General features: G+C 55.8%; 11 protein-coding genes. 8 read left to right on the forward strand and 3 right to left on the reverse strand.

What is annotated here, in order from left to right:
* Positions 1-255: 255 nt before the first annotated feature.
* Together AC27IT_RS00140 and AC27IT_RS00145 are read right to left on the reverse strand one after the other, a co-directional pair.
* Positions 256-1,683, reverse strand: coding sequence for an alanine/glycine:cation symporter family protein (locus AC27IT_RS00140; RefSeq protein WP_005831873.1), 1,428 nt, complete (start codon positions 1,681-1,683; stop codon positions 256-258).
* Positions 1,684-1,710: 27 nt separating this feature from the next.
* Positions 1,711-2,700, reverse strand: a complete 990-nt coding sequence (locus AC27IT_RS00145) for a glutaminase (RefSeq protein ID WP_255344292.1) — start codon at positions 2,698-2,700, stop codon at positions 1,711-1,713.
* 255 nt (positions 2,701-2,955) lie between these two features.
* Here AC27IT_RS00145 and AC27IT_RS00150 point away from each other — a divergent pair, with 255 nt between their 5' ends.
* Genes AC27IT_RS00150 through AC27IT_RS00160 form a run of 3 tightly spaced genes read left to right on the forward strand, consistent with a single transcriptional unit; the run spans position 2,956 to position 5,315 of the window.
* Entirely contained in the window at positions 2,956-4,257 is a 1,302-nt protein-coding gene (locus tag AC27IT_RS00150; protein ID WP_275051273.1) for an ATP-binding protein, read from the forward strand.
* Between the two features lie 3 nt (positions 4,258-4,260).
* The gene (locus AC27IT_RS00155; RefSeq protein ID WP_005831877.1) at positions 4,261-5,193 is read left to right on the forward strand and encodes a response regulator; all 933 of its coding nucleotides are present in this window, start codon (positions 4,261-4,263) and stop codon (positions 5,191-5,193) included.
* Positions 5,190-5,315, forward strand: a complete 126-nt coding sequence (locus tag AC27IT_RS00160; protein ID WP_255320403.1) for a hypothetical protein — start codon at positions 5,190-5,192, stop codon at positions 5,313-5,315. The genes AC27IT_RS00155 and AC27IT_RS00160 overlap by 4 nt, the downstream gene beginning before the upstream one ends.
* Here AC27IT_RS00160 and AC27IT_RS00165 read toward each other — a convergent pair whose 3' ends face one another.
* Complete coding sequence (locus AC27IT_RS00165) at positions 5,316-7,115, reverse strand: sigma-54-dependent Fis family transcriptional regulator (protein WP_235694711.1); 1,800 nt, start codon at positions 7,113-7,115, stop codon at positions 5,316-5,318.
* Positions 7,116-7,418: 303 nt separating this feature from the next.
* Here AC27IT_RS00165 and AC27IT_RS00170 point away from each other — a divergent pair, with 303 nt between their 5' ends.
* The 5 genes from AC27IT_RS00170 (at position 7,419) to AC27IT_RS00190 (ending at position 15,401) form a co-directional block, all read left to right on the forward strand.
* Positions 7,419-8,921 (forward strand): aldehyde dehydrogenase family protein, encoded by a 1,503-nt coding sequence (locus tag AC27IT_RS00170; RefSeq protein WP_005831880.1) that lies wholly within the window; start codon positions 7,419-7,421, stop codon positions 8,919-8,921.
* A gap of 57 nt (positions 8,922-8,978) precedes the next feature.
* Entirely contained in the window at positions 8,979-10,031 is a 1,053-nt protein-coding gene (locus tag AC27IT_RS00175; RefSeq protein ID WP_122952480.1) for a zinc-dependent alcohol dehydrogenase family protein, read from the forward strand.
* Between the two features lie 540 nt (positions 10,032-10,571).
* On the forward strand, positions 10,572-13,175 hold the full coding sequence (locus tag AC27IT_RS00180) for a PAS domain S-box protein (RefSeq protein ID WP_487091396.1): 2,604 nt from the start codon (positions 10,572-10,574) through the stop codon (positions 13,173-13,175).
* A 209-nt stretch (positions 13,176-13,384) separates the two neighbouring features.
* Positions 13,385-14,395 (forward strand): substrate-binding domain-containing protein, encoded by a 1,011-nt coding sequence (locus tag AC27IT_RS00185; protein ID WP_081414693.1) that lies wholly within the window; start codon positions 13,385-13,387, stop codon positions 14,393-14,395.
* Between the two features lie 37 nt (positions 14,396-14,432).
* On the forward strand, positions 14,433-15,401 hold the full coding sequence (locus tag AC27IT_RS00190) for a sugar phosphate isomerase/epimerase family protein (protein ID WP_007787572.1): 969 nt from the start codon (positions 14,433-14,435) through the stop codon (positions 15,399-15,401).

Below are 15,401 nucleotides of genomic sequence, written 5' to 3' on the forward strand. Positions count from 1 at the left end.
GGGAAGCCCTCGTAAAAGAGGCCAAAGGCGAGCAGCAGGAACAAAAACCAGATCACCAGCCGGAATTTTTAATAAAAACGCTTCATGCTTTCCTCCAGAGCCCTTTTTCCTCTGATTATAAACCGGGGCAAGTAGGACAGGAAATTTTATCCAGACAACAACCCGGATGTGGCTTTCAACCGCCGTCCCAAAAAGAAAGCCTGGGTCCTCTTGGAAAAGGACTCAGGCTTCTTTTGTTGACGCTATCGTGAAAACTTAGCTGACGTGCTCTTTTTTCGCAGCGACCGGAGCTGCCTCCCACGCTTCCAGGTTTGTCACGCCCGGAATGCTGTCGGCGTAGAACACAGGGTCTTTGCCTGCTTTTTTCTGCACCTGATAATCACGCAGGGCGGCAAAGGCGACCTTCGACAGCATGAAAATGGCAATCAGGTTGACCACGACCATCAAGCCCATGAACAAGTCGGCCAAGTCCCAGACGAGCTGGACTTTTGCCACCGCCCCGAACATAACCATGCCGAGTACGCTCACACGATAGAGCATCAGCCATGTTTTGCTAGTTTTCAAAAACTCGATGTTCGTCTCCCCGTAGTAGTAGTTGCCGATCAATGTGCTGAAGGCGAACAGGAAGATCATGACGGCGAGCGTAGCAGAAGCCCAGTCTCCTAGGTGAATGCTGAGCGCTGCCTGGGACAGCTCGATGCCGCTCAACTCGGACTGCTTGTACGCGCCGGACAGCAGGATGATGAAAGCCGTGCTTGTACAAATGATGAGCGTATCGGTCAAGACGCCAAACGCCTGAATCAGACCTTGCTTGACCGGGTGGCTTGTCGTAGCGGTCGCAGCGGCGTTCGGAGCGCTACCCATACCGGCTTCATTGGAGAACAAGCCGCGTTTTACACCGTGCATGAGCGCCGCGCCGAGCGTACCGCCTGCGACCTGGTCGAAGCCAAACGCGTTTTTGACGATCAGGGCGAGAATTTCCGGCATTTGCGTAATGTTCATGCAGACGATCAGCAGGGCGACGCCGATGTACAAAATCGCGAGCACGATGACGATGTACTCAGACATTTTGGCAATGCGCTTGACTCCGCCAAAAATAATCGCAGCAAAGGCGATCGTCATAATCAGGCCGACTGTCAGGCGATCGGTGCCGAAGGAGTTTGCAAACGCAAGCGTAATCGTGTTGGATTGCACCGCATTGAAGACCAAACCGAAAGACAGGGTAATCAGCACCGCGAACAGGGCGCCCATCCAGCGTTTGTTCAGCCCTTTTTCCATGTAGTAGGCCGGGCCGCCGCGGAAGCCGTCTTTGTCCTTGATTTTGTAGATTTGCGCCAGTGTGCTTTCCACAAAGGCGGAGGCAGAACCGATAATGGCAATGACCCACATCCAGAAGACCGCGCCAGGGCCGCCCAGCGCGACAGCAATTGCGATTCCGGTAATGTTTCCGGTACCGACACGCGCGGCCATGCTGATACAGAATGCCTGGAAAGGCGAGATGCTGTCAGCGGAGCCTTTCTTTCCTTCGCGAATCGCCTGGAGCATGTCTTTTATCATGCGGACTTGCAGGAAGCCGCCTTTGAACGTAAAGAACAGGCCGAGTACAACCAGCATGACGATCAGGACGTAGGACCAGAAAAAGTCGTTAATGGACGCTACTACATCTAACAGGAATTGTTGCATCTTGTCACCTCGAATGGATAGATTGGCTTAAAAAATACTGACATCCCACTCGTGCGCGATCTGCTTCAGCAGCGACACGCCTGCCACGCTGTTGCCGCACGAGTCAATCGCAGGGCCAAAAATACCGATGCCGCAGCCGTCGGGAAAAAGGGACTCTCGTTTCAGGGTGGGAGGAACCAAGGTCATAATGCCGCCGGACACGCCGCTCTTGGCCGGAAGTCCGACGTAGGCAGCGAATTTTCCGGAAGCGTCGTACATGCCGCACGTCAGCATGAGCGCTTTTGCCAGCCGCACGACTTGCTTGGGCAAAATTTGCTCGCCGCGCAGCGGATGGTAGCCGTCGAGCGCGAGAATCAGCCCGATCAGCGCAATCTGCTCCGTGTTGACCTGGATGGAACACTGCTTCAAGTACACCTCCAGCGCTTCCTCGACCTCGCAATCGAGGTAACCCGTATCTTTCAAATAGTGGGACAGCGCACGGTTGCGATGCGACGTCATCCACTCGGAGACGAACACTTCTTCGTTTACGACAGGGGCTGTAGCTGTAATCTTTTGGAAAATTTTGTATAAATAGTCCAGTTTCTGTTCGGGTGTATCCCCTGGCAAAAGCGAAGATACCGTGATCGCGCCCGCGTTAATCATCGGGTTGAACGGCTTGCCCGGCTTGTGCATCTCCAGCCGGATGATCGAGTTGAACGCATCGCCAGTCGGCTCCACATCGACGCGATCCAGTACGTAGCTAATCCCGTGGTGGCAGCAGGCAGCGATGAAGCTGACGACTTTGGAAATGCTTTGCATCGTGAACGGCACTTCCCAGTCACCCGCCGTAATCTTGTGCCCGGAAGGCTCGATCATGCAGATGCCGAGCTGTGTCGGGTCTGCTCGCCGCAGGGCCGGAATATAGCTTGCGCACTTTCCTTCTGCCGCCTGCAGGCGATGGTAGGCGACCCATTGTTCCAGTTCGTCCATCCGCTTGCGGTCCCATTTGCTATTGGTCGTTGTTGCCGCTTGAACCAAACGTGTTTCCCCCCAAATCCTGTGCTTTCTAGCCTTTTTGCCTTCGGTCGAAAGCGCTTCCACGCCAGGCAAAAAACGTATATTGAACACTTTAAAACCAACCTACAAAATCAAACAAAAACCAACAAAAGCTTTCAGGCATTTATATAAATATTTTTTCTATACTTGTCGTTCACGTATTTTATAGATAAGAATAGATAGGGGAAAATAGTGACATTCATCGCAGAAACCAGACAGGGAGGGGAAGCTTCGCGCATGCATTCCCCATTAAAAAAGGACGGGTACCTCCTGGCGCTCATGCTGATTACCGTGCCGCTCGCCGGTGAGTTGAAATTTTATCCGGTCAACGAGACGTTTCGGATCAGCTTTGGCGCGCCTACCTTTTTCTTCTTCTTGCTTTTGTTCCAGCGGCTTCCGGCGGTTTTGCCCGGATTTTTGACAGGGCTTTGCGTGGTCGGCTTTCGGCTGCTGCTCGATTTTTACACGCACAGCGCTTTTGATTGGACGGCTTCCATGCGGGAGCACTACTCCAGCTTTTTTTTCTACTTTTCCTACTCGCTGCTGTTTTACGTCATCCGCATGGAGCGGTTTCGCGAGCAGACGATATTGATTGCCGGGATCGGGATGGTCATCGAGGTCGTGGCCGACTTGATCGAGCTGCTGTCGCAATACGTCCTGTTCCACATCGTCATCACGTGGGGAGCGCTGCAGGAGATGTTCGTCATCGCGCTGTCGCACAGCTTTGTCGTCCTGAGCTTTTTGAACATGATCCGGCTGTACGAGACGCAGGCGCGGGAAAAGCAGACACGCGCCCAGCACGAGCACATGCTGCTGCTCATTTCCAATTTGTACGAGGAGTCCATTCATCTGAAAAAGACGCTGCAAAACGCGGAGAACATCACCGTCAAGTCGTTTGAGCTGTACCAGGGCTTGCAGGCTTTGAAAAGCGAAGTCGGGCAAGCTGCTGTCGAGTCGTTCGCGAAAAAGGCGCTGATTATCGCCGGGGAAGTCCATGAGATCAAAAAGGACAACCAGCGCATTTTTGCGGGTCTGCAAAAGCTGATTTCGCACGAAAACAAGACGGATTTTATGGACATTCACCAACTGGTGGACATCATCATGCGCTCCAATCAGAAATACGCGAGCCTGTTGGGAAAGCAGATTGCGTTTTCCAGCACGATTTCCGGCGAGCATCCGCACTACCACGCGTTTACGCTGCTGTCGCTCATCAACAACATCGTCGCCAATGCCGTCGAAGCGATCCAGCAGACGGGGCGTATCGTGATCCTCGTGGACAGAAACGGCGACTTCGTCGAGCTGAAAATCGTGGACGACGGCCCGGGCGTTCCGCCCCGACGCAAAAAGCTGATGTTCAAGCCGGGCTTTACGACCAAGTACGACCAGCAGGGGACGCCCTCGACAGGCATTGGCCTTTCCTATGTAAAAGAGATGGTGGACGAGCTGGAAGGGGAGCTTGCCGCGCACGACGGAGCAACCGGGAGAGGGACAGAGTTTTTCATCCGGCTGCCGATCAATCATGTAAGGGAGAAAGAGTAGACGATGCTTTTTTACGTAGTCGATGATGATGAGGCCGTGCGCCTGATGTTGACGGAGATTATTGAGGATGAAAATTTGGGGGAAGTCGTGGGGGAAGCGGAGGACGGATCGCTCATCGACGGGCATATGCTGACGATGCGCCATGTAGACATCTTGCTGATCGATCTGCTCATGCCCATTCGCGACGGGATTGAAGCGATCCGGCAAATTCGCCCGGCGTTCAAGGGAAAGATCGTGATGATTTCCCAGGTAGAATCGAAGGACTTGATCGCGCAAGCCTACTCGCTCGGCAGCGAATACTACATCATCAAGCCCGTCAACCGGATCGAAGTGGTGACGATTTTGCAAAAAGTGATCGAGAAGATTCGGCTGGAAAAATCGATCCAGGACATCCACAAATCGCTGCATTCGGTTTTGCAGCTCGATCAGGCGGCCACGGGCCAGACGCGCACGGCCAAAAACGAAAAGCAGTTGCGCGAGGCGGGACAATTCCTCCTGTCGGAGCTTGGCATTGCGGGCGAGAACGGGAGCAACGATCTGCTCGATATTTTGGATTACTTGTCCGACTACGAGCAAACGCACACGTTCAAAAACGGCTTTCCCGCGCTCAAGGAAATTTTCGTCGCGGTGGCCGAAGCCAGGTTGGGAGCAGGGGCAGAAGAAGCGCAGGTCATGAAGGTGGTCAAGGCATCGGAGCAACGGGTGCGAAGGGCGATCTACCAGTCGTTGAACCATTTGGCTTCGCTCGGCCTGTCCGATCTGTCCAACTGGAAATTCGAGAATTACGCGTCGCAGTTTTTTGACTTTACTTTTGTGTGGAAAAAAATGGCAGAGCTGAAAAACAAGACCGCTGCTTCCTCCGATATTCGCATCAATATGAAAAAGTTTATTCAGGTGCTGTATGCCGAGGCCAGACGCATCCAGTCGGAAGCGTGAAACCGCACGGCTCGTTTCCCGGCGTCCGCCTCTTGCCCATCACGAAAAGCCCGATCTGGTCGATCCGGGCTTTTTGGCGTTCGACTGTTTTGGACAAAAAAGGCAACGCGATCGGTCTGTAACTACGGATGAGGGCCGTCCTGGTCCAGCAGCTTTTTCAGCTTGCGGTACACCGTGTTGCGCCCGATGCCCAAAATGCGCGCCGTCTGCGACACGTTCCCGCCTGTTTGCCGCAGCACCTCGACAATCTCGTTTTTTTCAGTGTTCGCCGTCGGCGCGGCAAGCTCTATCGCTTCGGGCGGGGAGTAGCTGGACAAGATGTAGGCGGGGAAGCTCGCCTGCTCAATCGTTCCGCCTTCGGAGAGAAAAGCGGCTTCGCGCAGCGCTGCGGCAAGCTGGCGAACATTCCCCGGCCAGGAGTAGCTCTCGATCAGCTTTTTCGCACTGGCGGAAAGCGTAAGCGGGCCTGTCCCGAGCTGCGCCTCGATGCCTTGCAGCAAAAGCGCAGCGAGCTGCAGCCGATCCGCGCGCTCGCGCAGTGGCGGCAGCGTGATCTGCACGCCTTGCAGGCGGTAAAACAAGTCTGCGCGGAAGCTGCCCTCCTGCACTTTTTGCCACAAATCCGTATGGGTGGCGGTAATGATTCGCACGTCGACGCGAATCGGCTTCGTTCCGCCTACGCGATGGACGGTAAAGTCTTGCAGCACGCGCAACAGGGCCACTTGCATTTCCAGCGGCATCTCGGCGATTTCGTCGAGAAAAAGCGTCCCCTGGTGTGCCTGTTCGATTTTTCCGGGCTGACCGGACTGCTTGGCCCCGGTAAACGCTCCCGGCTCGTAGCCGAACAGCTCGCTTTCCAGCAAACTTTTCGGAATCGCGCCGCAGTTGATCGCGACAAACGGCTTGTCCGCCCGGTTGCTTTCGAGGTGGATCGCCTGGCTGACGACGTCTTTGCCCGTGCCGCTTTCACCGAAGAGCATGACGGTGTAATCCGTCTTGGCAGCCCGTTTGGCGAGGCGAATAGCCGCGAGAAACTGCTCGTCTTGCCCGTACAGCTCATCAAAAGAAGTAAGGCCAGTCCGATTAGGAGGCCGGGTCGGCTTCGGCTTCGGTCGGGAGGGCGGGGATGCGGCAAGCTGGGGTGGCCGTGTGTCGATCAGGACTTTGGCGTGCCAGTGGCGCTGTCCGCTGGCTTTGGCATGCAGCGGCATCGTGCGCGCTGCCGCTGTGTCTTTTTGCCTGCCGAGCAAAGGCTCGATGTCCGCTATAAGCTCGGTCAGGTGTACCTGCCCGAACCGCTTTTTGTCCAGGTGCAAAAGCTGCTGCGCCTCGCGGTTGCCGCCTGTGACGACTCCGTCCTGGTCGACGGCGAGCAAGGCGTGGTGCTTCGCGCTTTGCTCCGGGTACAGCGAGATGACCATTTGCCGATCCGGGCGGTGGATGAGCAGCCAGTCTTCGATTTTGCGCGCCATCACGTCCACCATGCCCAAAAGGGAAGGGTGGTACATGGCAGAATGGCCGCTGAAATCGAGGACCGCCACCAGCTCGCCGTACGGGTCGAAAATCGGGGAAGCCGCACAGTAAAGCATGTGGTTGGAAGGCAAGTAATGATCGGTTCCGACGACGGCAAGCGGTTTTTGCTCCACGATGACTGTCCCTGCGGAGTTGGTCCCGCGCACCTGTTCAGACCAGCAGGCTCCGCGATGCACCTGAATTTTTTCCGTGTCCTTGAGAAAGGCAGGATCGCCTTTGCTTTCGAGGATGTACCCCGATGGATCGCAAAGGACGACGATCGAGTACGAGCTTTTCAGCCAATAGGCCAAATGCTCCATCGTCGGGTCGACCGTTCTCATGAACTCTTCTTTCTGTTCCCGATACTGCCGGAACTGGGCTTCCTCCAGTATGGCATCCTTTGCTGTCAACGCATTGACTCCATTCAAGCGACTTCGTTCCCACGACTTTTTCAGCAAGGCATCAGTAGGCGCAAGCAAACGGTTCACCCCTCCGAAAGAGAAATGAGACTATCTCTTCTATATTACCACAATTTTCAAACAATATAAGAGGAGTGATGGAGCAATTGTATCGGCGAGATGGAGCAACTGTTCCAATGTACAAGGCGAAAACGATGCAAATAGCCGTTTTGAAAGCGTTTTCGTTTTGGCATGAAACATGCTTCTTATAGCGAGCGTAAGCATTTCCAAGCAAAAAAAGAGGAGGGACTTTTCGTGACGCAGACGGCAAACATCTCACTGGACCCTCGCGTGGAAGCTTTTTTGGCGGGCGGGCCGAAAAAGCTGTTCATTGGCGGGGAGTTTGTAGCATCGGCATCGGGAAAGACGTTTGAGACGATTGATCCGGCAACAGGCAAGGCGATTACTTCGGTGTACGAGGCAGATGCCGAAGACGTGGAGCTGGCGGTGCAGGCAGCCGAAAAGGCGCTTGCGGGCGCGTGGGCAAAAGTGACGCCGAGCGAGCGGGGCCGCTTGCTGTGGAAGCTGGCCGACCTGATGGAAGAGCACGCCGAGGCGCTCGCGCAGCTCGAGACGATCGACAACGGCAAGCCCGTCACGCATGCCCGCGTCGCCGATATTCCGCTGGCGATTGACCATTTCCGCTATTACGCTGGCTGGTCGACGAAGCTCGCGGGCGAAGTCATCAACAACTCGGCCGGACCGAACATGCTGACCTACACGCGCCGCGAGCCTGTCGGGGTCGTCGGGCAGATCATTCCGTGGAATTTCCCGCTGCTTTTGGCGGCGTGGAAGCTGGGGGCGGCTCTGGCGACAGGCAACGCCGTCATTTTGAAAAGTGCCGAGCAAACGCCGCTCACCGCCATCTATTTGGCTGAGCTGATCCAGCAGGCCGGCTTCCCCGAAGGCGTGGTCAACATCATCACGGGCTTTGGTCCGACGGCAGGCGCTGCGATCACGAACCATCCGCGCATCCGCAAAGTGGCGTTCACCGGATCGACAGAGGTTGGCAAGCTCATCATGCAGCAAGCCGCTGGCAACTTGAAGCGGGTGTCGCTGGAACTGGGCGGCAAGTCGCCGAACATCATTTTCCCGGACGCCGATTTTTCCAAGGCGATTCCCGGCGCGCTGATGGGCATTTTCTTCAACCAGGGACAGGTGTGCTGCGCAGGCTCGCGGCTGTTCGTCCATAAAAAAGTGTACGACAACGTCCTCGCCGACATGACGAGCTTCGCCTCGAAAATGAAGCAGGGCAACGGGCTGGACGAGTCTACCGAGATCGGGCCGCTCGTATCGAGCGAGCAGTTTGCGCGGGTGTCGGGCTACCTGCAAAAAGGGCATGAGGAAGGCGCGACCTCGCTGACGGGAGGCGCACCGCTGGACGGGCCGGGCTACTTTGTGCCGCCGACGATTTTTGCCGATGTGAACGAGCGGATGACGATTGCCCGCGAAGAAATTTTTGGCCCGGTCGTCGCAGCGATGCCGTTTGACGACGAAGCGCAGATTGCCGATGTCATCCGGCGGGCAAACGACACCGAGTACGGGCTGGCTGCTGGCGTCTGGACGACAGACTTGCGCAAGGCGCACAAAGTCGCGCACGCGCTCGAAGCGGGCACCGTCTGGGTCAACTGCTACAATGCGCTGGACGCAGCCGTGCCGTTTGGCGGCTACAAGCAGTCCGGGTACGGGCGGGAAATGGGCTCGTATGCGCTCGATTTGTACACACAGGTAAAAGCGGTCTGGGTCAATCTGGATTAATTCCCTGCGGACAAGGCTGAAAAAAAGAACGAGAAAAAATGAAGGGGGAAACGGTACATGAGAGCGGCGCAAATATTGGAGCAACAAAAACCACTTTACATCGGGGAGGTGCCGGACCCGACGCCGGGTCCAAAAGACGTCATCGTCCGGGTAGAGGCGTGCGGGGTATGCCGCAGTGACTGGCATGCGTGGATGGGCGACTGGGACTGGATCGGGTTGAGTCCGCAGTTGCCGATTATTCCGGGCCATGAGCTGGGAGGTGTCGTCGAGGCGGTCGGCAAGGAAGTGAAAAACTTCCGTCCCGGCGATCGCGTGACCACGCCTTTCCACGAAGGATGCTCGCATTGCGCCAATTGCCTCTCCGGGCATTCCAACCGCTGCGACAACATGGCGATCTTCGGATTCAGCTACGATGGCGCATACGCGGAATACGTCAAGGTGCCGAACGGAGACTTTAACCTGATCCGTCTGCCCGACGAGGTGGACACGTTGACGGCTGCGGCCATCGGCTGCCGCTACATGACAGGGTATCACGGCGTCGTGCGCGGAAACGTCCAGCCGGGCAACTGGCTTGCCGTACACGGGGCAGGCGGCGTAGGCTTGTCCTCGGTGCAGGTCGCAAGCGCTGTCGGCGCCATGGTCATCGCCGTGGATGTAGACGACGCAAAACTGGCAAAAGCAAAAGAAGAGGGCGCCGTCGCGGTCGTCAACGCCAGGAAGGAAAACGTCGTCGAAGCGATCAAGGAAATCACGAAGGGCGGGGCGCACGCCTCGATTGATGCCCTGGGGATACGCGATACGATCCTCAACTCGGTTCTGAGCCTGCGCAAAGGCGGCAGGCATGTGCAGATCGGCCTGACGACAAAAGACGAAGGCGGTATGGTCGGGCTGCCGATTGACGCGATTACCGCGATGGAACTGGAGATTGTCGGCAGCATCGGCAATCCGCACGCCGCCTATGACGGCTTGCTGACCATGATTGCCCAGGGCAGGCTGAATCCGTCCTCGCTCGTTTCCCGCGAGGTAGCGCTCGACGATGTGTCTGGCATCCTGGAGGATATGACGAACTACAACACGTTCGGATTCAACGTCATTACAAAATTCCGGTAGGAGCAAACAGCCAGTGTGTCTTTTTGGCCGCAGCAGCGCCAAAAGACACACTGGTTGATTTTTTCTGCGCTCAAGTGTACTTAAAAAACGTTTCATAAAAAGGAAAATTGGGTCAATTGTCGAAATGTTAATTCAAAAAATGTGTCACCCACTTTTTTATACAGATTAAGAATGGATAAGATTCTTATCCAGTACAAGGGCAACTAAGGCTGCGCCAACGGCTTGGCGCAGCCAAGTTTTCTAATCTGGAGGATGGAGACCATGAATCAGCGGATAGCTCTGGATAGGTTTGCTAATCTTTCACAAGAAAGAGTAAAGCTTGAACTGGAGTGGGAACGATTTGTTTCAGGAATCAGTGAAAGACCGGCCATTCGACCGCTGATGTACGAATCTTGGCAACGCTGTCAGGAGCAAAGCATCCATCCTCTGAGCAACCGAACAGCGATCACCCTGTCCCGGGAAGAGATTGAGGCCTTTTGGCAGGGTGACTCGCTTCAGCGCATACTCAAGCCGCTTCTGTTGAAGCTGAAGGATGCTTCGATGGACTCCGGCCACCTGGTTACGTTTTGCAACGCGGCAGGCGATATCGTCCATCTCGATGGCGACTTGTCGCTGATGCTGAAAGCAGAAGACATGAATTTCGTCCTCGGCTCGTCCTGGGCAGAGAATCGGGCAGGGACGAACGCCATCGGGACTTCCCTTGTGACAGGAAGTCCGGTGCAGGTGTTTGCCGCCGAGCATTTTTGCCAGGAGGTGCAAAAATGGACGTGCTCGGCCGCTCCTATCCGCGACCCGGCCACCCGCGATATTTTGGGGGTGTTCAACCTGACAGGCTTGTGGCGGGTTTACCATCCGCACTCGCTGTCAGCGGTGATCTCCGCGAGGCAAACGGTGGAAAGCTGTTTGCGCAATCAACTGGAGCAGGAGCGGTTTCGCCTGACGGAGCGCTTTTCCCAGCTCGTGTCCTCGGTTGTCGGCAGTCCTTTTCTGGTGCTGGACCGCGGGGGCAAGGTCATCAACGCTTCGAACATGCTGTACGAACAGGGCTGGATAGACAACCAACAAAATTTGATCGGCGCACCGCCTACAGCATTGACGGTTGCCTCGAAAATGCAGTGGGAGGCAGAGCATGTGAGAGGAATGTGGCGCTTTGAGCTGATCCCTTATATATACGGCGGCAAGCCAATCGGCTCTGTCGTTTACGCCATCCCGCCGAGCGGTCGCGAGCCTGCTTTTCGCGAAAAAATGGCGCCAGACGTGTCCGTGGAAGCGGGCGTTGCTGCGCCGGACAGCGACCGGCGACAGTTGCCCGAGCCGGGAGAGACGGCCAAGCCGTTTATCCGCAGCGAATTGTTTTACCGCTCGCTTTTCGAAGACAATCCTTCGGCGATCATCTGCTGCGACTTGCAGGGCAACATATTGGACGCCAATCCGGCGGCTGAGAGATTGGTAGGCTTTCCGGTGGAAGATTTGCAGGCGACCAACATCCGCAGTCTGATCTTGTCGGACTGCGCCGACGCACAGCGCCATCCGTTCAGCCTGGCCGCGATGAGCCGGCCGCAAGAGTTTGAAATCGCGGTCAGGCATAAAAACGGCCACAGCATCGACGTCAGCATCCACAACTTCCCGATGTACGTGGACAATGAAATCAGCGGCTTTTACGCGATCGCCAAAGACATTACCCGCCACAAGCAGATCGAGGCGGATTTGCGGGCGACGAAGGAACAGCTTGACCTGTACTTGCGCAATACGGTTGATTCGATTGTCGTGCTCGACGTGGGCTTCAAAATTTTGAAAGTAAACCGTGCCTTCGAGCAAATGTTCGGGTGGAGCGAGCAGGAAGTGATCGGCGACAAGCTGCCGACGATTCCCGATTTTTTGCAGGAAGATTATGAGAAGCTGCACGCGGAAATCGTGCGAAACCGCCATGTGACCTCGTATGAGACGGTGCGGCAGCGCAAGGACGGCACGTTGCTTAACGTCAGTACATTCATTTCCCCGCTCTCTGATGCAAAAGGCAATCTGATCGCTTTTGTCGCGATTCAGCGTGACATTACAGAGCATAAACGGATGGAGGCCGCGCTGATCGAAAATGCCAAGCAGTTGCGGACGTTAATCAACGCCATGCCCGATTCCGTCTGCTTCAAGGACGGCGAGGGCCACTGGATCGAGGCAAACGACTGCTGCCTGCGCATTTTTGAGCTGGAGCATGTCCCGTACCAGGGCAAGCACGACGAGGAGCTGGCGCGACTGTCCCCCCATTACCGGAGCGCGTTGCTGCAATGCGCCGAGTCGGACAAGCGGGCGTGGGAAGAGGGCAAGCCTGTCCGCCTGGAAGAGATCATTTTCGTCAGTCGGGAAGAATCGCGCATTTTTGACGTGCGCAAAGTTCCACTCTTCGACCCGGACGGCAGGCGCATCGGCCTGTTGGTCATCAGCCACGACATTACCGAGCTGAAAAAGACCGAGGAACTGCTGCGAAAATCAGAAAAGCTGTCTGTCGTCGGCCAGTTGGCCGCAGGCGTCGCGCACGAAATCCGCAACCCGCTGACCTCGATTCGCGGCTTCATCCAGTTCATTCAGGAGGGCAACTACAAGCGGGAGTATTTTCAGACGATCCTCTCCGAGCTGGATCGCATCCAATCGGTCGTGAACGAATTTTTGGTGCTCGCCAAGCCGCAGGTCATCAACTTCACGCCGCGCAACCTTTCGCCGCTCTTGCATCAGGTAGTAGAGCTGCTGCAAACCGAGGCGATTTTAAACAACGTCCAGATCACGGTGGAGCTGGACGAGACTGCCACGATGGTCAATTGCGAAGAAAATCAATTAAAGCAGGTCTTTATCAATATTTTAAAAAATGCGATCGAAGCCATGCCAAACGGCGGGCGCATCACGATTCAGCTCCAGCAGCTCGGCGACAGCCTTTCTGTGCGCATTCAGGACCAGGGAGAGGGGATAGGCGAAGAGCGCATCCAGAAGCTGGGCGAACCGTTTTATACGACGAAAGAAAAGGGAACAGGTCTCGGCCTGATGATTAGCTACAAAATCATCCAAGCTCATCAAGGGAACATGAAAATCAGCAGCCAGCGGAACAAGGGAACAACGGTGGAGATTACGCTGCCGGTATGTGCGTCCTTTGCATGAGCTTTTGGCGATAGCCCAGGGGGAAAGCCTCTGGGCTTTTTCGGTGGCAAAAGGTTCGGGAAGCAGCGCGACAATTGACAGGAAAAGTCGAAAAGAAAAAATGACAGAATATTGACAAAACAGAGTCCAAATGTTATTTTCTGGATAGGAAAACGTTTACCTGAATGAGAGAAAGTGAGTGAGAGACCATTTCTGTCACCATAAAAGACATTGCCCAACTCGCCAACGTCTCGATTGCCACCGTCTCGCGGGTATTGAACAACTCGAAGCCAGTCAGGCCGGAGCTGCGCGAGCGGGTTTTGCGCATCGTCCAGAAGACGGGCTTTCAACCGAATGCGATCGCCCGCAGTCTCGTCAGCAAGGAAACCCGGATTATCGGCGTCATGATTCCGGACATCAACAACAATTTTTACTCTAACCTCACCTACGGGATCGACAGTGTCCTCAGCGAAGACGACTACAGCATGTTTTTAGCGATCTCGGACGAGGTCGTGGACAAAGAGCTGAAGTATTTGCGCCTGTTCAAAGAAAAGCAGCTCGATGGCGTCATCATCGCCAGCATTCATTTTCTGGAGAGCAGCTTCCAGACGCTCCACGACATGCAGGTGCCGATGGTCGTGACGGGGCATGACTTGCCCGGCTACCAGATTCCGACCGTCAACGTCAACAACGTCCAGGCGTCCTACGATGCCACGGCCTATCTCATCTCGCAGGGCCACCGGAAAATCGCCTGTGTCTCCGGGCCGCTGTGGGACCCGCCGTGCGGGCTGGACCGCATGGGCGGATACCGCAAAGCGATGCGCGCGCACGACCTGCCGATTCACGAGGGCTTTGTCGTAGAGGGCGATTTCACTGCCAAAAGCGGTTATGAGGCCATGCGCCGCATCTGCGAGGAAGCTGTGCGTCCGACCGCCGTGTTTGTCGCCACAGACCTGATGGCCGTAGGCGTGCTCAACTATTTGCACGACCACGGGATTCGCGTTCCGGAAGACATCTCGGTCATGGGGTTTGACAACCTGGAGCTGGCCTCCTTGACCCGCCCCATGCTGACGACCGTACACAACGACCCGTTCATGTACGGCAAGGCAGCGGCAGAGCAACTGCTCAAGCAAATCCGCAACGAGCCGGTGGAGCGGATGAGCACCGTGCCGCACCATCTCGTCATCCGGCAAAGTGTAAGCGCTGTATTTGAGGGAGCATCACGAACTGCCCATAGATGAACCTGCAAGCTCCGCGAGAAAAAAGGAGGGGAAGCATTTGAAGCTCGGTGTGTTTACCGTTTTGTTTAGCGACAAGTCGTTTGAGGAAATGCTCGACCATGTGAAGGAGGCGGGACTGGAGGCAGTGGAAATCGGGACGGGTGGTTATCCCGGCAACGCGCACTGCCCGCTCGATGAGCTGCTGGAAAGCGAGCAAAAGCGTCAGGCGTACCGCAAAGCCGTCGAGGAGCGGGGACTGGTCATCAGCGCGCTCAGTTGCCACGGCAATCCGCTTTCGCCGGACAAAAGCTTTGCCCAGCAGTCGCACGAGACGTTCGTCAAAACGGTTCAGTTGGCTGAGTTGCTGGAAGTTCCTGTCGTCAATTGCTTTTCCGGCACGGCGGGAGATCACGAAGGCGCGAAGTACCCGAACTGGCCTGTCGCTCCCTGGCCGAATGAATACCGCGACGTGCTGAACTGGCAGTGGAACGAGAAGCTGATTCCGTACTGGAGAGAGTGGGGCGGCTACGCCAAGTCGCATCAGGTCAAAGTCGCCCTGGAGTTGCACGGAGGCTTTCTCGTCCATACACCGGGTACGCTGCTCAAGCTGCGCGAGCAAGTCGGAGACGCGATCGGGGCCAACTTCGACCCGAGCCATATGTGGTGGCAAGGCATTGATCCGGTAGCGGCGATCAAAATATTGGGAAAAGAACAAGCGATCTACCACTTCCATGCCAAAGATACGTATATCGATCAGGACAAGGTGAACATGTACGGGCTGACCGACATGAACTCGTACGCGAATCTCAATGAACGGGCGTGGTATTTCCGCACGGTCGGCTACGGACACTCGCAGCAGACGTGGGCGGACATGATGAGCGCCCTGCGCATGAACGGCTACGATTACGTCATCAGCATCGAGCACGAAGACGCGATCATGTCGATTGAGGAAGGCTTCGAGCGCGCCGTGCAAAATTTGCAGCAAGTCATTTTGCGCGAGCCGATCAAAAATCTTTGGTGGGTGTAG

This window comes from Brevibacillus sp. YAE8 (assembly GCF_057543335.1).

Coding starts and splice junctions, on each gene's coding strand:
- AC27IT_RS00140 (WP_005831873.1), bottom strand. CDS start 1,683: ATGCAACAATTCCTGTTAGATGTAGTAGCGTCCATTAACGACTTTTTC.
- AC27IT_RS00150 (WP_275051273.1), top strand. CDS start 2,956: ATGCATTCCCCATTAAAAAAGGACGGGTACCTCCTGGCGCTCATGCTG.
- AC27IT_RS00155 (WP_005831877.1), top strand. CDS start 4,261: ATGCTTTTTTACGTAGTCGATGATGATGAGGCCGTGCGCCTGATGTTG.
- AC27IT_RS00175 (WP_122952480.1), top strand. CDS start 8,979: ATGAGAGCGGCGCAAATATTGGAGCAACAAAAACCACTTTACATCGGG.
- AC27IT_RS00180 (WP_487091396.1), top strand. CDS start 10,572: ATGGACTCCGGCCACCTGGTTACGTTTTGCAACGCGGCAGGCGATATC.